Here is a 24242-nt window from a genome sequence, read left to right as displayed (position 1 = left end):
GTTTGAGTTGTCGTGATACTTGATACTAGCTACTTGATACTATAGATAACAGAAACTTATATTATTTTTGAGCGGTTATTTAATTAAATGGCAAAACTATCCACTTCGCGCCAAAAGGCATTAATGCGTAAATACTCCCGCAATGTTAAGTTTTTAATGATGCTGATGAGTATCGGCCTTATTGTGTTTTTTTTACCCAAGCAGGCAAAATTTAGCTATGAATACGAAAAGGGACGTATCTGGAATCAGAAGGACCTGGCATCGCCCTATAACTTCGCCATTCTGAAAACACAGCAGGAAATAAAAAATGATCAAAAAACGGCCCGCGAGAGTATCCCACCCATTTATCAGTTAGATGCCGCTGTTGAAAACCAGCAGCTGGAGGGTTTTAAAAGCGATATAGAAATAAAATGGCATAACTCAGGTATAAGCGATAAATTGAAGCCCAGGTATATCAATACGGGTGCCGACCTGTTACAGGAAATATATGAAACTGGTATTTTGAAACTTAACCCGCAATACCAGGTAAGTTCAGAAAACTACCCGCTTACGGTTTTAAACAAAAATGTGGCCTCGGCTAAAAATACCAACGAGCTTTTTACCAAAGAAAAAGCGCTGGCCTATTGCGATAAAACACTAAGTAAATATACCGATCTGGATAAAGCCTTTTTGTTGGATATGCTGCAAAATCGCCTGCAAACCAATTTGAGCTATGATAATAACCTAACCTCGCGTCTGGTAAATGAGGCTGTTGATGGCCTGTCTATTACCCGGGGCATGGTTCAGAAGGGGGAGATCATTGTATATAAAGGTTCGGTGATCAATGATGATGTTTTTCAGAAACTGGAATCATATAAACAAGCCTTTGAGGATAATGCTCGTACCAACGGCAACCGTAAACTGGTATTGCTGGGTCAGTTTTTACTGGTAGCGGTAACCATATCGTTGCTGATGATATTCCTGCGCCTTTTCCGTAAGGATATTTATGCCGACAACCGCCTGGTAAGCCTGATATTGCTGGTTATGACGGCTATGCTGGCCGCGCTTTCGCTGGCTATTAAGCTTCAGCTGCCCAATTTATACTATATCCCTTACTGTATAGTACCTATTATTATCCGCATTTTGTTTGATACCAGGCTGGCCCTCAATATACACCTGCTGGTGGTATTAATAGCCGGTTTTTTTGTGCCCAATAGCTTTGAGTTTGCCTATTATGAGATAACCGCGGGCATGGTATCCATCTATAGTATTAAAAACCTGCTGCGCCGCGAGCAATACTTTATTTCGGCCGGTATGATCATTTTAACCTACCTGATAGCTTTTTTGGGTATCACCTTTACCAAGGAGGGGACTTTTGTTGATATCGACTGGATGGACTTTTTGCCATTTGTGGTAAGTGTTTCGCTCACCCTGCTGGCTTATCCGGCTATTATCATTTTCGAAAAAATATTTGGCCTTACCTCTGATATTACGCTTATTGAGCTTACCAATACCAACGCGCCGCTATTGCGCGAACTGGCCTTTAACGCTCCCGGAACTTTTCAGCATTCATTGCAGGTGGCCAACCTGGCCGAGAATGCCATATACAACATTGGCGGCAATGCATTGTTGGTAAGGGCAGGGGCGCTGTACCATGATATTGGTAAAATGGAAAACCCGCTGTTTTTTATCGAGAACCAAAGCTCGGGCTTTAATCCACATGATAAGCTGCCTTATGAAGAAAGCGCTCAGATCATCATCAGGCACGTAAGCAAGGGCATTGAAATGGCGCGTAAGGCCAACCTGCCCGAGGTGATCATTGATTTTATACGTACCCACCATGGTAATACCCGGGTTGATTATTTTTACCAGTCGTCATTAAAAAATTTCCCCGAAAAATTCATCAACGAGAACATTTTCAGGTACCCGGGACCTATTCCTTTCACCAAAGAAGCGGGTGTTTTGATGCTGGCCGATTCGGTGGAAGCCGCTTCGCGCTCATTAAAAGAGCCCGATGAAGAATCGATCAGTATTTTGGTTGACAGGATAGTGAAGTATAAGCTTGATCAGAACCAGTTGAAAGACAGTAATATAACTTTAAAAGATATTGAAACCATCAAAACTATTTTTAAGCGGATGCTGGGAAGTATTTATCATGTGCGGATAGATTATTAAAAATATAACTTTTTTTTTGACGGGAGGCTTGAATTACTATATTTGCAATCCCGAAAAACGGGGAACATATTGAAAAGAACACGGTGAGGTGCCTGAGAGGCCGAAAGGATCAGTTTGCTAAACTGACGTACGGGAAACTGTACCGAGGGTTCGAATCCCTCCCTCACCGCTGAAAACAAAAAAGTCCCGACAATTAATTGTCGGGACTTTTTTGTTATGTTATTGTATTGTGATAATACCTACCATAAGCCGAACATAATACTAGCCTTTACTACCAGATCTTTATTCGCTGATCTTCGGACTTATAATTTTTATCGCCGGGTTGTACATTGAATGCTTTATAAAACGGGCCGAAATTCATCAGGGGGCCATTTACACGCCACATGGCTGGCGAATGTGGATTGGTGTTCACGTAAGTACGCAGAAACGCGTCTCTGGTTTTTACCCGCCATATCCTGGCAACAGATAGAAAAAAGCGTTGATCAGGTGTAAAGCCATCAATTTTATCAGAACCTTTTCCCTGTTCGGTCATCTTAAATGCATCGTAGGCTATGGCCACGCCACCGTTATCGGCGGTGTTTTCGCCCAGGGTGAGGGCTCCTTTTATATGAACGGTATCCAAAACGGTAAATGAACTATATAAGTTAACTATCTGTTTTGTTTTCTCTCTGAACTTTTGGTAATCCTCCTTTGTCCACCAGTTTTTTACGTTACCATCTTTATCAAACTGTGCACCCTGATCGTCAAAGGCATGCGTCATTTCGTGGCCAATCACCATCCCTATGCCGCCGTAGTTGATGGCATCGTCTGCCGCAAAATCAAAATAAGGGAATTGCAAAATACCGGCCGGAAAAACAACCTCATTAAACGATGGATTATAGTAAGCAGTAACTGTTGATGGCGTTGTGCCCCATTCTGTTTTATCAACTGGTTTGTTTAATTTTGCCAATTGAAACTGATAGTCGTTTTGGTTAAGCGCGAGTACATTTTCAAAGTATTTGGTTCTGTTTATCTGTACTTTATCATAATTCTGCCATTTATCGGGGTAGCCTATTTTTTTGGTGATGGCGTACAACTTTTCTTTTGCTTTTTGTTTGGTGCTGTCACTCATCCAATCCAAATGATTGATCCTGTTTTCGAATGATTTTTGGAGGTTGTTTACCAATACCAGCACCCGTTTTTTGGCGTCCTCATTAAAATACCTTTTTACATATAGTTGCCCCAAAGCCTGCCCTAAAAAATTGTCGACGTTTTCAGTCATGATCTGTCTGCGGGATTTTTGCGTGGCCTGGCCTGATAGCACTTTATTAAATCCAAATGAAGCATCCACAAATGGTTTGCTAAGTGTTTCGGCGTAGTTTTCGAGGGTACTGGCTTTTAAGTAAATTTTCCAGTCATTTAAAGCAATGGATTTAACCAGTACGTTTAATTTATCATAATAGGCGGTTTGAGCCATGTCAACAGAGTCGGTTTTTGCACCCAGGTTAGCAAGTATGGTAGTCCAATTTAAATTAGGCTGTATTTTGGTGATGCTTGTTATGGCTGTTTTATGATAATTTGCATTAATGTCCCTAAGCTCAACATTGTTTTTATGCGATGCCGCGATTTGTTTTTCGATGCTGTAAACAATTTCCGCATTCTTCGCGGCGGTGGCAGGAGTATTCCCTGTTAACTGAAATAAGGTATTGATGTATTTTTTATAAGCTTGTTGAATATGGAGCGTGGATGAATCTGTTTTAAAATAATAATCCCTATCAGGCAAACCGATACCTGTTTGGTAAACATGGGCTATGTTAATGCCGCTGTTCTTATTGTCGGGAGAAATACCAAAGCTAAGAACCGAGTGGTTGCCTGTTTTTAGTTCAGTTGATACAAACTCAATGAGCGATGGCGTGTTATTAATGGCATCAATGCGCGTAAGTATCGGCTTTATGGGCTGGTATCCACGATTGTTAATGGTGGCAATATCCATGCCCGAAGCATAAAAATCACCGACTTTTTGGCCAATGCTTCCCATCACGTTTTTGGTTTTTGAAACACTATCCAGGATATTTTGCAACAATTGTTTTTGCGGGATGTTGAGGAAACTATAAGAACCTACACCTGACTGATCGTTGGCGATTTTTGCGGTGTCGTACCAGCGTCCGTTAACAAAGCGGAAAAAATTGTCGCCAGGTTTTATCAAGGAGTCAATTCCGGCTACGTCAACAAATTTTTTTTTGTGATCATCGGGATTATTCCATGCACAAAAAAAGACTAACGCTAAAAGCAAGTAAAGTAATTTATTCATAAAAGCAGATTTGCTTAAAGGTAATGATTTTTTTTGCGATGCAATAGCAGGCTATGAAAGGGAGGAATTGTGTAATACCGGATCAAAACAAAAAATTAATGCAATAACATTTAGAAGAAGATCTTCAACTACCAAAATTCAGCCATAACATGGTTCTGATAATTAGTATCAAGGTTTACTTCAATTAATAAATAGTTATGTTCTTCTCCGTATCTCCAGAAAGCGATTCCGGGAGGATATGTAAAAACCGAGGCTGCATCATTTGATTTATGATACAGCCTCTTTTTCTTTTGGATACTCGGGTGAATGGTGGAGAGTACTTTTGTACAGGTGATTCTCAGAGCCTCCATTTTACAAATAAAACTACCTCGTTAACTTTAAGGAACTTTTTCAGTGCCTTCTAATATTACCGGGAGCTTTTTTACTTTTCCATCTCCCTTAGCTCTTAGTTGAAAATAGGTTGATTAAACTCAGGGAGCTTCAAATTTCCAAAACTGAGGATCCGCGCCGTTCCATGTCCATGACCGTACGTCGGCGCCTGGGGTGGGGTCGCCGTTAATGATATCGAGTACGTTATTACCGGCTTTAGCCATAATGCGGTACCAGCCCCCGCCTAATGATTCAATGCGCCACTGCTGGCAATCGTTAGGGAAAACATCCCAAACCTGGATATTTGCACCACGGTCAATGGTACAGGCATCCAGATCCAATGATTTGTGTGTGGGCAATTGCGATATGATCTTGTAAAAGCCGTTGTTTTGATAAGTGAGGTTCCATTTTTGCCCATCGCAAGTGGTACGGGTCCAGGTTCGTACATCGGCGTTACCCGTGGCGCATCCGGCAATATCAAGATATAAGCCCGCGCCTGCTGTGGTATTTATTTTTGACCTTATAGCATACTGACCATCTGGTATAGGGTTAGGTACATAACACGGTGTTGTGCCCGATGATTGTGTTACACCCGAAGTAGTGATGTTGATAGGCATAATATTACCTGCCGAATCAAAAAATAATCTGTCAATAGCCACCTGGCGCTCATCTACGTTGGTACTGGTGCGCCGGTGATAAACAAAAAAATACTCATCACTGCAACCCGGCTTTCTCAATACCGCGTTGTGCCCTGGGCCTTTTATATTGTTGATGGGCGATGTGATACGGCCTTTGGTGTTCCATGGCCCCATTGGGCTTGATGATGTGGCATATTCTACATGGTAATCATCATTGCGATAATCATTAACAGAATACATCAGGTAATAAGTGCTGTTCCGTTTTATTACGTATGAGGCCTCAAAATAATTAGATGGTTTATTGTGCCCCCTGGTTCCGGCCAGCGATATCATATCGGTATTGAGCTGCTGGATATTGAGGGTTGTGTTTCCCCAGTAGAGGTATGCCTGTCCGTCGGTATCTATAAACGCCATCGGGTCTATCGGGTCGGTACCGTCTCCCGTTGCCAGGGCGCTGCCTTTATCAACAAACGGGCCGGTTGGACTGGTACTTACCGCTACACCTATCTTTTTAGCGGCGGTAAAATAAAAATAATACTTTCCGTTACGCGCGCATACAGATGGTGCCCAGCCGTCGGTGTGCGCCCAGCTTACGTTGGCCAGGTCTAAAACAATGCCTTCATCGGTCCAGTTTAATAAATCGGTTGACGAGTAGGCATGAAACTGACTGGTATTTGGCCCTGTGGCGGTGGTGTAAATGTAATATTTGCCATTGGCATAAATAATATCCGGATCGGCTGTTGGAACGGGTAAAACAGGGTTACCGCTCATTTGGTCAATAGCATCTGTATGCTTACCACGGGAATTTTTTAAAGAGTCTGTTTGTAAAGCAGATGTGCCCCCTTTTTTGGTGCATCCGGCAAAATTGCATGCCATCAATACAGCGAGGGTCAGCAACCCGGCTGCTTTTGTAAATTGGTTTCTCATAGGTTTTCAGATTGATATTCATTAATTGGTTTATGGAGAGAGTGATAGGTATTAGCAAAAATCTGATCGATGATGCCTGGCAGAACAACGTTTATAAGCGCGATCAATAGGTCGGACATATGCTGCTGCATATCCAATATCTTATTGTATTAACCATCTTTATCAGACTGGCCGACGAATCTATATTTTAAAATATTAGGAGGTGTATCCCGAAAAGCGATCAGGTACGCTTTATAATTGTGTTACCAAAATACACGTTCCTGTTTAATGCTGCCTGCGCAGATCATATCATTGTTTAGTTAAATCGTCTCATTTTTGGGTGAGAGTACTATTTTCAGATCTTCTGTAAATGAGTGTATTATGCGAAATGTGCTGAATGGGTGAAAAAGACTCGCTAATCATTTAGTCCTTTGCTGACGCAGGCGTGCCGTATTATAACAGGCTACAAGCATGCGCCAGAAATCATTGTTTAGGGAACCAGCGACGATTATGTGAGATAATATCAATATTTGGCAGCGCCTATATCAAAAGTACTCACAAGTGGGCGTGGATTGCTAAAATAATCAAAACTTACACCGTAAGCGCTGGTGTTTTGTCCCGCCTTAATCAGGGGCGATGACGATAATAGATGGAAATCACCTCCATTATAATTTACATATTTGATATTAGCAACATTGGTAGTAATGTAATTATTTGAGGCTGTAAGTTTAACGCTGCTGCTCTTTTTGATGATAGCAAGGCTTGCTCCTTCCGGTTGTACAATAACGTTATTGATAACTGTATTCATGGGGATAGTTTCTGAATTTAGTTTTATACCACCCAGTTTAGAAGCGATAATAGCATTATTAACAAACTGAAAGTAGGGGCCCGGTGTGTATCTTGAATCGGCAAAAATGCCATAACCCTTTGAATTCAGGATATAGTTATTAAACACCTGGTTGTTTCCCAGGCCCAGAACAATAATGCCGTTACCGGGCGCATTACTGATCAGGTTGTTATAACACTTGCCCCCGGTTCCTTCGCCTATTTGTATGCCATTATCCTGGTATGCCGAAAAAGGGCTCATGCCTGAGTTAATAACCATATTATTATAGATCTCGCACCCCGAAACAGCGCTGCCCACCTGGATTCCTTCAGAACCGGTAGAATCAACAAAGTTGGCGTATATTTTAGCATTTACGATATCGTGAGGGAAAACCGTACCGCAGGAGAGTGATACCCCGTCGGCATAAAAAGAATTGCCTATGTAAAGACCCTCGCCACCCGTTTTATGAACGTAATTGTTGTGAACAAATATATTTTTCATGGTAAAATGCCCACGCCATGTTGCTGCATCACAGGATGGATCTGTTTTTGCCATAATACCTGCAAAACCGCTGTTACAAACTTCAACCCCGGCAATCTCAAAATCTGTGCTCAGGTCGTCCATAGTCATACCGATGTTGCCGCCATTTACAACCAAACCGTTCTTGATCGACGCAGTGCCTTGACCAATTACTTTAAAATTGCTGCAGTTTTGTGTTTTAAATCCGTATGAAGCCGTAACCGATGTTGATATAATTGCTTTACCGCCTTGATTGGTAATAATAATAGGAGCTGCTGTTGTTCCTTTGAGGTTTTTAAACAGCAACGATCCTCTTGTTCCGGCAGGTATAAATATAGTAGCCCCTGGGGGTATATTAGTGCCATCGACCATCCAATCCGAAGGTTTAACCGTGTAGGTAAAGGTAGAAACCGCTTGAGCTTGTACGTTGGAGGAAGTAGCAGCTGTAGAAGGGCTTACAGGTTTTTCAACATTGTTCTTAGTACACATCGCGAAGGACGATATAGCCAACACTCCGGCTATTATGCGAATCCAATGATTTTTATTTTTCATGCATGAAATTTCAAGGACGCAGTGAAATGCATAGGGTTTATATATCAAGTTTCTTAGGGGCTTGTATAGTGGTTTTTTATACGGGTTTTTTGGGATATTGTTACTTTACCGTTTAAAAATTCCTGTATGTTTTAGGTTTAATAAGTTTCCTTATAGATAATGGTTATCTAATTGATTTAGTCCGAAAAATTTAAAAAAAAAGAGCCCGCTAATCAGTAATTAGCAGGCTCTTTTTATACCATTTATGCTGTTAAACTAATGATTTTCGTTTTAAAGTAAGTACAGCTATCTCGGGCCAGATGCCTATTCTGCCTTTCAATCCCAGGAAGCCAAAGCCCCGGTTCACATAAAGGTAAAGCCCACTTTTTTGATAAAGGCCCGCCCACTGTTTATAAACATACTTGATAGGGCTCCATTTAAAGCCAAATAGCTCAAAGCCAAACTGCGCGCCATGCGTATGACCCGACAAGGTAAGGTGGATAGGCTGGTGGTGACCAAGTGTTACGGCATCCCAGTGCGAGGGGTCATGCGACATCAGGATCTTAAAAGCCTTGTCAGGCACACTGGCGGTTGCTTTTTTAAGATCGCCGTATTTATGAAAGCCGCCCTTGCCCCAGTTTTCAACCCCAATAAGCGCGATGGCCTGGTTGTCTTTTTGAATAGGGGTGGCTTCGTTCAGTAATAGTTTAAACCCGATTTCCTGGTGCACCTGTTTCAGGCGGTTAAGGTTGGCCTGCTGATCAGCCTCATTTTCCCATCTTATATAGTCGCCATAATCGTGATTGCCCAATACCGAATATTTGCCGTAAGGCGCTTCCAGCCCGGCAAATGCCGGTATCCAAGGATCCATTTCGGTTGCCTGGTTATTCACCAGGTCGCCGGTAAATAATATCATATCGCTTTGTTGCGCATTAACCAGGTCGAGCCCTTTTTGTACGCCCTTAGCATCGCTAAAACTGCCTGAATGCACGTCGGATAATTGTGTGATCGTAAAACCATCAAATTGCTCCGGAAGATCGTCAAAAAAGAGCGTTTCCCGGCGTACCTTATAGTAATGGCGCCCGCGTGTGATACCAAACAGCAGAATCCCGAAAAACATAACCGCTATAACCAATGCCAACTCACTCACGGCATAACTGCGCGGGGGGAAGCCACGGAATAGGCGGGTGAAATCTTCCAGTACCAATATGATGGAACTTACCAGCTTGGGGATAAATGATAACAGCATCAGGGCCATAAGCCATGATACCAATTTGGTATTGCGGGTAAAAGCACTGAATATGATGGTACCTGCCAGTAATGCATCAAACAACCAATAAGCCAGGTATACTGATGTATTGACGGTAAGCGTGGCAACTGCCGAAAAAAAGTAAATGTCAATAAGGAGCCATAACAGGATGATGGCAGAAATTCGTGTCTTCATATACGGCTATGACGAACATCCTCCTAAAAGATTTTAAAAGAATTGGCATGATGGCAATTGGATGACAAAAGGGCTTTGCATGTAACAAAAATGTTATGTTAGAAACTATAGCGATCAAGTAACGATATTGGTTTAATCGCTGTCTTATAGCTATGAAACTATTGTACTTGTCTTTTTTAACCTTATTCACGCTATTTCTATTCAATGTTGCCAATGCTCAGACAAAAGATGGCAAAATTTCAGGGACCGTTTTAGATGATGCTAAGAAACCGCTTGACGGGGCTACTGTAATTTTACTTACCGCAAAAGACTCGGTGGTTTCAGCTACCAAACTGGCCAATCCCGATGGCAGTTTTGCTTTCCAAAACTTAAAGGACAATAGTTATATCATCAAGGTAACTTACATAGGTTATAAAAATTATAAAAGCGGTGTGGTATTAATTAGCGGACAAAGGCCGGTTAATCTGCCGCCTTTTATTTTATCGTCGGTAGGCAAAAAGCTGGATGAGGTAAACGTAACCGCTAAAAAATCATTTGTACAACAAAAGATTGACCGTACGGTAGTTAACGTTGGTGCCCTGATATCCAACACCGGCGCCAATGCTTTGGAGGTATTGGCGAAGAGCCCCGGTGTGCAGATAGATGCCGATGGTAATATTACGTTTAAAGGTAAAAGCGGTGTAATGGTGATGATAGATGATAAACCTACCTATCTTTCGGCAGCTAACCTGGCTACCTACCTGCGTTCGCTGCCATCATCGGCACTGGATCAGATAGAGCTGATGGATAACCCACCCGCCAAGTATGATGCCGCTGGAAATGCCGGTGTGATCAACATCAAAACAAAGAAAAATAACACCAGAGGATTTAATGCTGTAGTATCGGCAAACCTGGCCCAGGGTTTTTACGGTAGGATGGATGAAAGCATCAACTTTAATTACCGTATAGATAAGGTTAACTTTTTTGCCAACGTTGCTTATAACAAACAAAAAACCTTCAGAAGGCTCGAAATAGACCGCAATTATTTGGATGGTAGCGGCGATATTGAGTCTTCTTTAAAAGATATTTCCTATTTCAGGCCATCCAGCAACAACACCAATATTAAAGCAGGCTTAGATTATTTTATATCACCAAAAACAACATGGGGCGTTGTATTTACGGGCAACATATCCCGCGATCATGACAGCAGTCCGGTATACAGCTTGCTATATGATAAAACCGGTGGCCTGGATTCAACTGTTAACTCTCTCAATACATCAAAAAATAAATTCGACAGCAAAGGTATCAACCTCAATTTTACTCATAAGTTTGATAGCACAGGCAGAGCGCTTACGTTCGACCTGGATTATATTCATGACGTATCAGGCAGTAACCAGCTGTTTGTAAACAATACTTTTTTACCTGATGGTGGTTTAACCAACACACAAATCATAAGCGATAATTTGCCATCTACCATCAATATTTACTCGGCAAAGGTTGATTATACGCATCCGCTTAAAGGCAAGGCAAAACTGGAGGCCGGTGTTAAAAGCAGCTATGTGAATACAGATAATGCCGCTAATTATTTTAATGTGATTGATGGTGTAAGCACTATCGACTATAATAATACTAACCGGTTTTTATACAAAGAGAACATAAATGCCGGGTATGTTAACTTCAATAAAACTTTTGGCCGGTTCTCGGTGCAAACCGGCCTGCGCTTAGAGAATACCAACGGCGATGGGCACCAGCTGGGGAACGCACAAAAGCCCGATTCGTCATTTGTTAAGCATTACACTAACCTTTTCCCAACGGCTTATTTGTCTTATAACCTGGATACTGCGGGTCATAACGTATTGGTTGCTTCTTATGGCCGCAGAATAGGCCGGCCGAGCTATGGGAGTTTAAATCCATTTACATTTTTTGTAGATAAGTTTACATACTTTTCCGGTAACCCCTTTCTGAAGCCGCAGTTTACGGATAATTATAAACTGGCTTATAGCTTCAGGAGTTTATTTACCGTAGCCCTTACTTATAACTACACCACCGATGTTCAAAATGAAACCATTCATAAGGATGGTAATGTGTTTGTGAGTACCACCGGTAATATAGGGCAACAAAAAACATGGGACTTTTCGGTCAACAGTAATCTTCAGCCTACTAAATGGTGGTCGGTTAACCTGTATGCCGAAGTATTTAACAATACCTACCAGGGGCAATTTTACAATGGCTACCTGCATCAGTCAAAAACTACTTTTAGTGCCAACGGCAATAACCAGTTTACCATATCAAAAACATGGAGCGCCGAGCTAAGCGGTTGGTTTAATGGCAGTGGTACTTATGGGCAGTTTGTTTCGATACCCACAGGTATGCTGAATGCTGCTGTTCAGAAAAAAATACTGAACAACAAGGCTTCCATTAAGTTCAATGTGCGCGATGTATTAAAAACATTTAGCCCAAGCGGCACCATTACCAATATTACCGATGCTACTGCAACCTACCACAACTTTGTAGATACACAGGTGGCAACCCTTACCTTTACTTATAGTTTTGGTAAATTAACCAATGTGCCGCATAAACGGGATACCGGTGGCGCCGATAGTGAACAGGGCAGGGCGCATTGATTTTACCCTTGCTTTCAGGACTCTTCCTGTAAAACGTCAACTTCCATTATTTACAGAAAGTAAAATAATCGTAAATTATTGCGAAGTTTGTAGTGATGACGGAATTGAACGAATACGAGTGCGAAATGCTGGATGCGATGCTGGAGGCCTTTGGTATACCAGACAGCCTGACGCGCACGCAATTGCTCAAACTTTTTGATGGCGACGAGGCCACCGCTTTTGCCATGGTACAAATATTAACATGGGAGGGGCTGATCAAAGAATCGGGCAGTCATGGCGATTATGAATTGCCCGAAAAACTGATACTGAAGCCAAAAGGCGAGAAGTTTCTTAAAGACGGTGGCTTTAGTAAACGTTACCAGTTGGAGCAACAAAAACCGGTAGAGGTTGGTGGCACGCTGGTTAAACTACAGCAGCAAAATATGCGCCTGCAAACCGAAAAACTGGCCAACCAGTCTGAAATTTCCCGGCTCGAAAAGCAGGTCAATAGCTATAAAACCCGTCAATATATTTGGTGGGCATTAATCGTTGTTGCCTTAATCCTGGGCTACTGGCTGGGTCATAAGTAAGCGCGTTCACCCGGGAATTAATATCTTTATTCAGTAGGTTCAACACCTTTTTCGGTATTGTCGTCATCCTCTCTTTCAACGGTAATGGTGCATTCGGTTACCAGGGCAGCCAGTGTACCTACAGCCGCGAATACCGGCGCCAGTATAGCACCCAGCAGGCCCACACTTAATGGAAAGCTCATCAGCTCTTTACCATGTTTATCATTGATAGAGATGCGGCTCACGTTACCTTCATGAACCAGCTCTTTTATTTTTCCCAGCAGGGCCTCGCCACTGATGGAAAATGTTTCTTTTTTACCCATTGCAGAATTTTGTGATTTGCTTATTGGATGGTGATCAATGGGTTTTGTTACAGAACCGGGTCAGAACTAATTTCAGCCCGACTTAGATCTGTATACCATTAAATCTTTACGATCATCTTACCTTCATTCCTGCCTTCAAACAAACCAATAAAAGCCTCGGGAAGGCGGTCAAAGCCTTCCAGGATAGTTTCTGAATAAGTTATTTTTCCCTCCTTTAGCCAGGAAGACAGCCGGGCGGTACCTTCCAGAAATCTGGGCGCATAGTCGGCTATAAGAAAGCCCTGAATGGTAAGGAATTTATAAACCACCAGCGGCAATAAGCTGGGGCTCATTTGCTCTGCAGCATCGTTGTAGTTGGATATAGAACCGCAAACCGGTATGCGGCCATAGTTGTTCATATGGGCAATTACCGCATCAGAAACAGGGCCACCAACATTATCAAAATAGATGTCAACACCATTGGGGCATGCTTTAGCTATAGCAGCCTTCATATCCGGAGTTGTTTTATAGTTGATAGCCTCATCAAAACCGAATTTGGTTTTTAACAGCTCCACTTTTTCGTCTGTTCCGGCAGTGCCAATTACCCTGCAGCCCATCAGTTTGCCTATTTGCCCGGCTATACTCCCCACGGCGCCTGCCGCGCCCGAAACAACCAGGGTTTCCCCGGCTTTGGGTTTACCAATATCCAGCAAAGCAAAATAGGCCGACAAGCCTGTTATCCCTAAAACCCCTAAATAAGCGCTCAATGGTGCATCGGTTTGTTCAACCTTGACAAGCCCTTCGCCGTTTGATACCAGATATTCCTTCCAATCAAGATAATGGCTCACATGCTCACCCACGGAAAAATTTTCATTTTTTGATTCCATAACCTCGGCAATAATTTTTGACGATAGGGGAGCACCCAATTCAAAACGTGGTGTTTTGGTGCCCGACATTTTGCCCCGCAGATACGGATCTACCGAAACATATACCGTTTTTAGCAAAATTTCACCATGGCCAATTTGAGGTATGGGTTCAGTTATCAATTTAAAATCACTTGCTGTTGGCATTCCTGATGGCCGGTTGTTTAATATAATTGCTTTGTTGTTCATGATGATATGGGATAATTTATAAGTCATGGATTTATATTCCATGGATTATATTTGATTAAATTTTTTTACTTCCTTGTTTTTTCTAAAAGATCATTGAGCAGATCTGCCTCTTTATCATTCAGCCCGTAGTGGATCTGGTCAAAAAGCTCACGGCCTTTAACCGCTGCCTTTTCTCCATCAGGGGTTAATTTGATGTATACCACCCGCTGATCCGAAAGAGCCCTGTCCTTCTGAATAAAACCCTTGTCCATCAGTTTATTCAGCATCCGGGATACGTTCGGCATCCGGTCAATCAATCGCTCCCTGATCAGGTTTACGTTTGCGGTATGATTGGGCTGGCCTTTCAAAATGGTTAACACGTTCAGTTGCTGTAAAGACAGATCGATAGGCTTTAGCGCGACGGCAATTTCATTCAGGAGCCAGTTGGCGGTGAAAATGATATTCATGCCCGCCCTATGCTGGGGTGCATTGAATTGCTGCTGTTTGATCTCATCTTCTATTTTCACACCACAAATATATACCATGGATGATAATTTTTATCAGATCCATTACGATTATTACTCAAGGCCGACGGAAGTTCCGGCTAATCCGTCTATTGTACCTTAGTAAAGGTGATATTTCTTGCCCGGTTAACAGATATTTTAAACCCGTTAATTTTATCGCTGGCGTCCCTTGTAAAATATATATCAGCACCTCCATCGTCGCTTTTAAAGCCGTCGTAATAAGTTGGATTAATAGATTGATCGTTTACCGGGTCGATATGGAGTGTGAGTTTATCGTTTTTGATTATAACTGCATACCTACTTTCTGTTTCGGACGAATAATATGTGCCGGTATAGGCTTTGAGATAAGCCTCACCATTGCCTGGTTCTTTTACTTTTTTGTAAATGGTAGTGTCCTTTGTTTTTGAGATGTGGATAAAACCTTTATCATTAAATATCGCCTGTTCCCCATTAACACTAAAAGAATTGCGCCCAACAGGCCGGAATTTAAAGCGGGCAGTGCACAACGTATCATTTTTCAGCATCAACTGCAGACCACTGCCGTTTTTGGAGTTTTGATACCATCCTGTAAATGCTTTTAACTGATCGGCTGAAATAGGGTAGGTTTTAGTAGGTGTAGCTTTTGGCGATGCGTGTTTTTCATTATCCGGAACTAAGAGAGCCTCCACCCGTCGAACCAGACCAAAGTCGGCATTGGACACGTTGCTTAAAAAAGCGACCGACAGATGCAGCTGAGGATAGTGAAACAACAACGAACGGTAACCCGCCGTAGCGCCATCATGCACAATATAATCCCATCCACGGTTTTTTTGTATAAACAAGCCCATCCCGTAAGCATTTTCTGCGCCACTATTCAGATGATCAACAGCTATTTGTTGTGGTAGCAGGGAAGGGCTGCCAAATTTGCCTCCCCAGTAATACGCGTTCCATTTTAACAGATCTTCGGCGGTAGTCAACAAGCCGCCGTTGCCATAGGCATATTCATTGGGCATATCGGTTTCGTAGCCGATATCTGTTGTATGATAAGCCATGGCCCGGTTAGCAACGATGCGTTTAAAATTGTCGCGCCATTGAGTATGGGTCATCCCGGCGGGCTCGAAAATATATTTACGGGTAAACTCAGCCAGTTCCATGCCGGTGATACGTTTAACGATCAATGCCTGCAGATTAAAATTTGAATTGCTGTAAATAAATTCATCACCGGGTTTATTATTCAGGGCTTTTTGATGCGATACAATATATAATACATCATCATTGCTGTATGTTTTTGTCGATCGTGGCCAGCCGGCCACATCCATCACAGAGCCCCAATCGCGCAACCCGCTGGTATGATGAAGTAAGTTGCTTATCCTGATCACCGTGCCGTAATCGGGTATTTCGGGCAGGTATTTGCGGATATCATCATCAAGCGAAAGCTTACCCTGTTGCGCCAGCAGCAAAATAGCCGCTGCAGTAAATTGTTTAGATACTGATCCGGCCTCGGTTACGGATGTTGTGGTTAAGGGAACCTGGTGTTCCAGATCGGCCATTCCCCATGCCTTGGAATAAATAACCACCCCATTCCTGCTGATAGCCAGTTCGTAGCCCGGGTTTTGAGGCTGACAAGCGCTGAATATTTTATCTATTTGCGCCAGCGTATCCTGCAAGGTTTGGGCCTGTGCAAAGGAGAAAACAAATAAAAAGGCGATAAAGAAAAGCAGTTTTTTTATGCAAAATGCGGAGTGGTTCATTTTGTATTCAGTTTTGTATAGATGACACTAATTTATTGTACTTTGTTGCAGGTGGGGTTAAATTTAATGCTCCCTTGCCACTCGCGATAATAGCAGTCTAATCCTTTAAATTTTTAATTCAGTGCGGGTATATTGTTCCCACTCATCTAATACCGCTTTTCGGTCATCGCTCCAAAGTAACCTTTCGGTATTGTTATAGGTTTGGCTTACATGCTGGCCACTTAGATCCTCGTTTTTTCTGATATAGGCCAATAGATTTTTTAATTCTTTGTCTGCTCTTTTTGATCCCGAATAAGCCAACGAATAGGCCACTGCTTCAAAATAGCGGAAAGTATTTTTTTTATCCCATCTGTAATACTTGTAAAAATCGGCAGCATTATTTATCCGGGACAAAAACTTCTTTTCGGCCTGGTTCATTACCGCTGCGAGTTGCTGGCTAAGCTGTTCAACCTGGGCCGCGTCATAATCCCACCGCTGGCGTTTGTTCGGAGGGCGTAGCGTATCACCAAAAGATAAACCCAGGTAACTTTTGGGAACATATAGCGGGCAAACAAAGGCAGTCAGATCAAATATGTCATTACCATAAGCTGAGCTGTCAAAGCAAAACCCTTTTAATATACCCGATGTGATCTCCGAATAAACAAGGGAACTCTTGTATTGCCATTTATCTGTGTGTAATTGCTGCTTTAAATGATTATTAAAAATCGATTTGAAAATGGCGCCTTTCATGTTATTATAATCCCTTGGTTCGCATGTATTTAAATTTATTTCATCCTATGAGTGGCTCAGGATTTTGAAGACTATCCTGATCCAATATGACTTCCGGCTGGTAGGAAATAGCAGAAACTTTTTTATGGATGATCATACACCCGCTAATAAAAATGAGCACTGCAAGCACACATAGTATGATATAGTAGGGCTCGCCCAGTAAGGATAAGAAATCTTGCTTGCTCTTCGGCAAAAATAATAGCACGGCTGCTGTACTGTTAATTGTGGCATGTATGATCATTCCCGGAATAACAGATCGTGTTTTGTAGAAAACCCAACCCATGAATAATCCTCCAAAAAAAGCCGGTATGGCCTGCCATGGGTTCATGTGTATAGCCGCAAAAAACAGGGCCGAGATCAGGATAGCTTTTTGAGGTGCATAGTTTTTTAACAGACCATTTAAAATTACACCGCGACAGAGTACTTCTTCTATAACCGGGGCCGCGATAGTTAATGTTATAATAGAAAAAACATCTTTTTTGATCATATTTTCAAAAAACTTCTCCACGGAGTCGGGCATAGGTAATAGATCTGATACCCGCTCTAATCCAACAATTAGTGCCAACGCACTCATGATCAATACTGGCACCAACCAACCTGGTATTTTATTAAAACTGTTATGGAAAGGAGAAATCCCTTGTTTTTTGCTTTTTTTGATCGCGTATCGGATAGCCAATAATAACCCCGTGGTATAAGACAGTAGCTCTATGAACGATTTGAGTACGGGTGATTTAAAGCCCCAATATTTAAGCGCTTCCAATAAAATGCCACCTAATATCCCACCAACCAACATAAAACCGATGGTTACAAAAAATAGTGTAAAAATCGATCTTACATCGGGGTAAGCAAATTGGAGAAGAATTGGTCTGTCTGTAACAGGATGGTTAACTAAAGGGTTTTCTGGTTCAGGCTGGTTCATATACCAATATTATGAAAAAATTATAGCATATAATATAGTTAGCCTAATTCAACAGCGCGTTCTGCATTTACCTGTTTTAAAAAATATTCATCGTGTGATATAATTAAAAGTGTGCCTTTGTACTCGTTGATAGCGTTGGTTAATATTTCGATGTTTTGAATATCCAGGTTATTGGTTGGTTCGTCCAGCACCATAACATCAGGTGCCTGGTTGCTGATGGTTAGGGAGCAAAGCATCAGGCGCATTTTTTCGCCGCCACTTAAAGCTTTGCAAGGTTTGTCCCAATATTCCTTGGTAAATAAAAAACGATTAAGGCGTATCTTGATGTCATGCTCTTGCAAGGCGCCCGAGTTGAATTGCTGTGCCTGTTCGTAAACGCTGATGGTATTATCGATGAGGGAATAGTCCTGGTCGATGTAAATGGTTTTTACCGTGGCTCTGTCAAGTGTTCCCGAGGTAGGCTGCAGCTCTCCCAGCATCATTCTGATCAATGTTGTTTTTCCCGATCCATTGGCTCCCCGGAGCACCAAACGCTCGCCACTTGTGATCTGAAATGTTAAAGGCTGTTCCCAAAGCGGTTTATCATCGTATCCGAAATTAATATTCCTGGCATTGATCAATATCTTCCCGGTATGCAGGGCCGAATTGTCAAAATCCATTTTCATTTTATCAATCCCGGGCAGCTCTTTCCGCAGCTGACTCAGCTCCTGCGAAATATTACCCACCTTTTCGGCGTGAATGCCTTTCATTTTTGAGGTACTGTTCTCGGCGCTGTTCCTCAGGGTGTTCATCATAATGGTGGGCACTCCGGCCTTTTCCTGTTTCTTTTTGCCCCGGGCGTCCAGCTTTTGTTGCCGCTCTATAGATTCTTTGGCTGTTTCTTTTGCTTTGCGGAGTGCTTTTTCTTTGCTCTTAACATCCTGGTTCAGGGCATTGCTTTCCAACGTTTTTTGCTCTGCGTAAAAATCATAATTGCCGCCATAAGTGGTGATGCCCCGTTTACTCAATTCGCAAACGGTATCAAGCAGGTTCAATAATGTTCTGTCGTGGCTTACTACTATCAGGGTATTGGATGTTGAGGTGATATAGTCATACAGGAGTTTCCGGCCGTTTGTATCCAAATGATTGCTCGGTTCGTCCAACAAAACAGTTTCCGGTCGGTGTATATCTATCCCGGCCAGGAAAATCTTTGTTTTTTGTCCGCCGCTCTGGGTCGCCATTTTTTGCGTCAAATCAAGATCGCCCAATCCCCAGTGGGCAAGGGCTTCCCGGCAGCGTTCTTCAATAGCCCAGTCATCATTCAGCAACTCCATGTTTTCGTCGGTTACCTGACCTTCCAGGATTTCTTTTAGCGCGTTCAGTTTGCCATCTATCGCGAGTGCCTGGGCTATACTCTGGTCGTTAAACTGACCAAAAAGCTGCGGCACATAATAGGGTTTCGGATCGGCTTTTACCAGTCCGCCCAAAGGTTGCAGTTCTCCGGCTAAAATTTTTAAAAGGGTCGATTTTCCGGTGCCATTATTGCCAACCAGGGCAATTTTTTGATGTTTATTGACGATGAGGTCCAGATCTGCAAATAACAGATCCTTGTTGGGATGTATATACGTAATATTTTGTAGGGTAAGCATAATTCCTTTCCTTAAGAGGTGAATAATTGAAGCCAGCTGATGCGTCGCTTGTGTTTATTTGTCCTGGAAGAAATTATTAATTACATAGAGGGGGTATGGGTTTTTTATTGCGACAAAGATATAAAAAATAAAAAACCTGTCCGCAAAATTTCGCAACTTAGCGTAACGCGCTGCGTTTAAAAAGAAAACCTAATCACCTTTTATCATGATCATCCGTTATGCCCGTTTGTCTTTACCGTTTGATTTAAAAGCCATGCAGGCCGAAATTGCACAGCTCGGCCATCAATGGCAAGCGCATTTCAATACTTCTTATTACGAAGGTTCCTGGACAGCATTGGCGCTGCGGTCGCCGGGTGGGAGCCATACCAACATTACGCCCGATCTGATGACCGATGCCGACTTCAGGGATACGCCACTCATGCCGCATTTTCCTTCGGTTAGCAAGCTCATTTCCACTCTCGATTGCCCGGTGATGGCGGTACGTTTTTTAAAATTAGAGGCTGGTGCGGTGATCAAACAGCACCGGGATAATGAGCTGGCCTTTGAAAAAGGGGAGGCCCGTTTGCATTTTCCGGTGATAACCAATCCGCAGGTGTTGTTTTATATCGAGGATGAACGCGTGCCCTTGCAAGAAGGCGAAGCCTGGTATATCAATGCCAATTTGCCGCACCGGGTATCCAACGAAGGGCAAACTGACCGCATACACCTGGTGGTGGATTGCACGGTGAATGATTGGCTTAGCCGGGTTGTGGATGGATCGGACAAGATATCCTGCAAAGAAGAGCATACGCGGGACGATCTGCCCCGAATCATCAGCGAACTGCGTTTGCAAAACACAGCCGCTTCCCATAAACTGGCGGTAGAACTGGAACAGCAACTGAGTGGTAACCATACGGTCATTTAGATGGACATGGCTGATTTTGCACTTAAAAACTGGATCCCCTATAAATTGGTAAACCTGGATGGGCAATTGCAATGCCATTGGTTAAATGCCCGGCAAATACCCTTTGCCGAACCTTTTTTTGATGAAAGCATTGTAAAGCTTAAAGGATTGAACGGTGAACATGCGGGTATATCATCGGTAAGTGATCTCTCTTTATTTGAAGAATGGAGCCATGACCTAAGCGCTATTGAACCATCTGCCTTTATTTTTCATATTTCGCGCTGCGGTTCCACATTGGTTTCGCAATTGCTTACGGAATCACCCAGGCATCTTGTGCTTCCGGAAGTTCCTTTTTTTGATGATCTGCTGCGCTTGCCCTATCAGCTCAGTGATTTTACTGCTCAAACGACTTCCCGCTTACTAAGGGCGGCCATGAAATACTATGGGCAAAAACGAAGGAGCACCGAGCAGCATTTGTTTGTGAAGACCGATAGCTGGCACCTGTTTTTTTATGAACAATTAAGGCAGCTTTACCCCGATACGCCTTTTGTGCTCATCTACCGTAACCCCAACGAGGTGTTTAGCTCACTTAGGCGGGTTCCTGCATTACAATCAGTTCCGGGCCTGATAGAACCCGAAGTGTTTGGGTTTGAGCGAGAAGCAGTACCGCAGGCACAGGGTCTGTACATAGCGCAAGTGCTCGAAAAATATTTACAACGATACCTGGAGATCATAGCGACTGATAACAAGTTCCTGTTGCTTAATTACAGCGAAGGACCTATGCCCATGATCAAAAAAATAGCTGCTTTCAGCCTTATAACCCTTGACCCACAGGATATATCTACCATGGAAGAAAGGAGCCGTTATCATTCCAAAAGGCCCGATACCGTTTTTTCCGAACCGGATGCCGCGCCCATACCGCAATGCCTGCACCAGGCGATGAAGCTTTATCATGAACTCGAAAAAATACGATTGGTAGTCTAAACGGCTGGTTGATGATCACGCAAACGTTTGTTTGAATCTGATTTATCCGGCTCATAATTTGGATATTAGGCAACGCCAATGCCCGGTTTAAATCGTTACGGTTTAAGCTGTGATAACCTATTTGAGAGCTATGAAAAACAGACTTATCCTTCGCAGGGATTTTATCAAGAAAAGTAATTTCCAAACATTAAACAATAGTAGGTCCGTACCAAAACTATCGCATCTTTCCAAAGCGCTGTTACCCGCAATACTCCTTGTGGGGCAACTGGGCTTTGCCCAAACAAACACTAAAACCGCCCCGCCGGTGCCCGAGGTTCGCACCATACAGCCCGGCGATAAAAGGATCTTTGCTCCGCAAGCTCCCGAAGGTTATCACCTGCTATTTAAAGGCAGCGACCGTTCGCCCATTATTGATAGTACAGGCGCGATTGTTACCCCTTTGGTGGAGAGCAAGGTAAATCTGTATTTTCAACTCATCAGCAACCAGATAGATACACTTAAATACGATGTTTCTAAACAGGTAACCGTTCCCGGAAAGTTTGCCGATAAGGGCAGCAATCCACAACCTTTTGTTATTCCCGCTTTGCGCGAATGGCACGGCGGTGTGGGAAACTACGCGTTAACAGCCTCAAGTAGGATCGTAGTCAATATGGTTAACAAAACGGCTCTGCAAAAAGTGGCCTCCATTTTAAAAAGAGAGATCAAAGAACAAACGGGACTAAGCTTAGCCATTATAAGCGGCAAACCCGAAAATGGAGATATTTTTTTAACGCTGCAGGAGCCCGATAAAAGTATTGGCGAAGAAGGTTATTATTTTAAGGTTGATCAATATGTCACCATCAGCGCGCTCCGGTATCAGGGCTTGTTTTGGGGTACGCGTACCTTATTGCAATTACTGGAACATCAAACCAGCATTCCCAAAGGCATAGCCCGCGATTATCCCGAATTTAAAGTACGGGGTTTTGTATTGGATGATGGTCGTAAGTTTTTTAGTCTGCAATTTTTGAGAGACTATGTGAAACTGATGTCCTACTACAAGCTGAACGATTTTCAGATCCATTTGAATGATAATGGTTTCAAAAAATATTTTAATAACAGTTGGGATAGCACGTATTCGGCCTTTCGGTTGGAGAATACTACCTATCCCGGTCTTACGGCCAAAGATGGCTCGTACACCAAAAAGGAATTTATCGACTTACAGCAATTGGCCGACGATTATGCCGTACGCATCATTCCCGAAATAGATGTGCCCGCGCATGCCCTCGCCTTCACCAAAGTAGTGCCCGCGATAGGAAGTAAACAATACGGCATGGATCACCTCGATCTGCACAATCCACTTACCTATACCGTTATTGAAAATGTACTGAAAGAATACCTGGGCGGCGATCACCCGGTATTTACGGGTAAAGAGTTTCATATCGGCACCGATGAATACGCCAAACAGGAGGCGGAAGCTTTTCGCGCCTTTACCGATCATTTTATCAAGTATGTACAGGGCTTTGGTAAAGATGTGCGGGTTTGGGGCGCGTTGACGCACGCGAAAGGTACCACGCCCGTGACTGTCAAAAATGTCACCATGAATACCTGGTATAATGGTTACGCCAATCCCGTCGACATGAAAAAGCTGGGCTACAGGCAGATCAGTACACCCGATGGCTGGCTATACATTGTGCCTGCCGCGGGCTATTATTTTGATTACCTGGATTGTAAGAATATATACGATAACTGGACACCATCCATGATCGGTGATGTGCGCTTCCCGGCAGGTGACCCCACCATCATCGGCGGTTCCTTTGCCGCATGGAACGATATCGTGGGCAATGGCATCAGCGAAAAAGATGTGAACGATCGGGTATTCCCGGCGATGCAGGTTTTATCGCAAAAAATGTGGGATGGAAATCATACCGAAAATGATTATGCAGGTTTCGCGACAGCAAGTAAACAAATTGGCGAAGGCCCGGCTGTAAATATCAGGGGGAGGATAAGCGCTGACACCACCTTTACAACCCGTTTTACATTCAACAAACCCGACCCTAAAGTACAGCTCCACGGCGCTACTTATACCCAAGGTATAAAAGGGCAGGCCCTGGCTTTTTTGGGCGACAAAAGCTGGGCTACGTTACCGTATCCCGAGATCGGTTATAATTATACCATATCTTTTTGGATCAATCCCGCTGGTAACCCTTCCGGCGATGTTACGCTGTTTAAAGGTCCTAACTCGGTTGTGAAATTAAAACAGGGGAATACCGGTAAATTAGGTTTCTCCCGGGATGGTTATAACCTTGATTTTGATTATACCCTTCCTGAAAATGTTTGGACGCACGTGGTCATCTCCGGTACCAATAAAGGCACCAGCCTGTATATCAATGGTCAGCTGCAAAAGAAATTGTACGACAATTGGATCCAGTTTACCGATAAAGAAAAAACCAAGATGCGCAAGGTTGAGACCCTGTTTTTTCCTCTGCAGCAGATAGGCGGCTTCCACGGTAAAATAGACGACCTGCAAATCTGGAACAGGGTATTATCCGATCAGGAGATCGCAAACGACAAATAAGCGCTTAGCCTAAATACAATTAGAAGAATAC

17 protein-coding genes and 1 tRNA gene are annotated in these 24242 nt (G+C 43.0%); 7 read left to right on the top strand and 11 right to left on the bottom strand.

All coding sequences use genetic code 11. The annotated features are described in order from the left end of the window. Positions 1-87 precede the first annotated feature (87 nt). Together FHW89_RS11120 and FHW89_RS11115 are read left to right on the top strand one after the other, a co-directional pair. Positions 88-2154 (top strand): HD family phosphohydrolase, encoded by a 2067-nt coding sequence (locus FHW89_RS11120; RefSeq protein WP_172335108.1) that lies wholly within the window; start codon positions 88-90, stop codon positions 2152-2154. An 82-nt stretch (positions 2155-2236) separates the two neighbouring features. After that, positions 2237-2323: transfer RNA gene (locus FHW89_RS11115), tRNA-Ser, on the top strand. Between the two features lie 102 nt (positions 2324-2425). On the opposite strand, the gene FHW89_RS11110 is transcribed toward FHW89_RS11115, so the two are convergent. From FHW89_RS11110 to FHW89_RS11095, 4 genes are all read right to left on the bottom strand, one after another. Beyond that, positions 2426-4444, bottom strand: coding sequence for a M13 family metallopeptidase (locus FHW89_RS11110; protein ID WP_172335107.1), 2019 nt, complete (start codon positions 4442-4444; stop codon positions 2426-2428). Positions 4445-4914: 470 nt separating this feature from the next. Beyond that, positions 4915-6378 carry a family 43 glycosylhydrolase gene (locus tag FHW89_RS11105; RefSeq protein ID WP_172335106.1) on the bottom strand — a complete coding sequence of 488 codons (1464 nt, stop codon included), beginning with the start codon at positions 6376-6378 and terminating at the stop codon, positions 4915-4917. Between the two features lie 502 nt (positions 6379-6880). Then, the gene (locus FHW89_RS11100) at positions 6881-8254 is read right to left on the bottom strand and encodes a right-handed parallel beta-helix repeat-containing protein (RefSeq protein WP_172335105.1); all 1374 of its coding nucleotides are present in this window, start codon (positions 8252-8254) and stop codon (positions 6881-6883) included. A gap of 250 nt (positions 8255-8504) precedes the next feature. Beyond that, positions 8505-9677 (bottom strand): metallophosphoesterase, encoded by a 1173-nt coding sequence (locus tag FHW89_RS11095; protein WP_172335104.1) that lies wholly within the window; start codon positions 9675-9677, stop codon positions 8505-8507. 152 nt (positions 9678-9829) lie between these two features. On the opposite strand from FHW89_RS11095, the gene FHW89_RS11090 reads away from it, so the two are divergent. After that, positions 9830-12280: an outer membrane beta-barrel protein gene (locus FHW89_RS11090; protein WP_172335103.1), complete on the top strand. Its 2451-nt coding sequence runs from the start codon at positions 9830-9832 to the stop codon at positions 12278-12280. Positions 12281-12375: 95 nt separating this feature from the next. After that, the gene (locus FHW89_RS11085) at positions 12376-12849 is read left to right on the top strand and encodes a hypothetical protein (protein WP_172335102.1); all 474 of its coding nucleotides are present in this window, start codon (positions 12376-12378) and stop codon (positions 12847-12849) included. A gap of 26 nt (positions 12850-12875) precedes the next feature. On the opposite strand, the gene FHW89_RS11080 is transcribed toward FHW89_RS11085, so the two are convergent. The 7 genes from FHW89_RS11080 to FHW89_RS11050 form a co-directional block, all read right to left on the bottom strand. Next, on the bottom strand, positions 12876-13151 hold the full coding sequence (locus FHW89_RS11080) for a DUF4342 domain-containing protein (protein WP_172335101.1): 276 nt from the start codon (positions 13149-13151) through the stop codon (positions 12876-12878). A gap of 98 nt (positions 13152-13249) precedes the next feature. Continuing rightward, positions 13250-14242, bottom strand: a complete 993-nt coding sequence (locus FHW89_RS11075; RefSeq protein WP_172335100.1) for an NADP-dependent oxidoreductase — start codon at positions 14240-14242, stop codon at positions 13250-13252. A gap of 65 nt (positions 14243-14307) precedes the next feature. Then, a complete protein-coding gene (locus FHW89_RS11070; protein ID WP_172335099.1) occupies positions 14308-14766 on the bottom strand; it encodes a MarR family winged helix-turn-helix transcriptional regulator in 459 nt (152 codons plus the stop codon). Positions 14767-14834: 68 nt separating this feature from the next. Beyond that, a complete protein-coding gene (locus tag FHW89_RS11065) occupies positions 14835-16475 on the bottom strand; it encodes a serine hydrolase (protein ID WP_172335098.1) in 1641 nt (546 codons plus the stop codon). A gap of 105 nt (positions 16476-16580) precedes the next feature. Then, complete coding sequence (locus FHW89_RS11060; RefSeq protein ID WP_172335097.1) at positions 16581-17204, bottom strand: hypothetical protein; 624 nt, start codon at positions 17202-17204, stop codon at positions 16581-16583. 40 nt (positions 17205-17244) lie between these two features. Then, positions 17245-18162 carry a CPBP family intramembrane glutamic endopeptidase gene (locus FHW89_RS11055; protein WP_172335096.1) on the bottom strand — a complete coding sequence of 306 codons (918 nt, stop codon included), beginning with the start codon at positions 18160-18162 and terminating at the stop codon, positions 17245-17247. Between the two features lie 38 nt (positions 18163-18200). Then, positions 18201-19790, bottom strand: a complete 1590-nt coding sequence (locus tag FHW89_RS11050; RefSeq protein WP_172335095.1) for an ABC-F family ATP-binding cassette domain-containing protein — start codon at positions 19788-19790, stop codon at positions 18201-18203. Positions 19791-19995: 205 nt separating this feature from the next. Between FHW89_RS11050 and FHW89_RS11045 the strand changes: the two genes are divergently transcribed. The 3 genes from FHW89_RS11045 (at position 19996) to FHW89_RS11035 (ending at position 24211) form a co-directional block, all read left to right on the top strand. Then, the gene (locus FHW89_RS11045; protein ID WP_172335094.1) at positions 19996-20694 is read left to right on the top strand and encodes an aspartyl/asparaginyl beta-hydroxylase domain-containing protein; all 699 of its coding nucleotides are present in this window, start codon (positions 19996-19998) and stop codon (positions 20692-20694) included. Between the two features lie 6 nt (positions 20695-20700). Continuing rightward, positions 20701-21657: a sulfotransferase gene (locus FHW89_RS11040; protein WP_172335093.1), complete on the top strand. Its 957-nt coding sequence runs from the start codon at positions 20701-20703 to the stop codon at positions 21655-21657. 130 nt (positions 21658-21787) lie between these two features. Next, the gene (locus FHW89_RS11035) at positions 21788-24211 is read left to right on the top strand and encodes a family 20 glycosylhydrolase (protein WP_172335092.1); all 2424 of its coding nucleotides are present in this window, start codon (positions 21788-21790) and stop codon (positions 24209-24211) included. The last annotated feature ends 31 nt before the right edge of the window (positions 24212-24242 follow it).

The sequence above is a fragment of the Mucilaginibacter sp. SG564 genome, from assembly GCF_013149275.1.
GTDB lineage: Bacteria > Bacteroidota > Bacteroidia > Sphingobacteriales > Sphingobacteriaceae > Mucilaginibacter.
The sequence above is the reverse complement of the archived record's forward strand: the minus strand, read 5'-3'. Positions and strand labels throughout refer to the sequence as shown.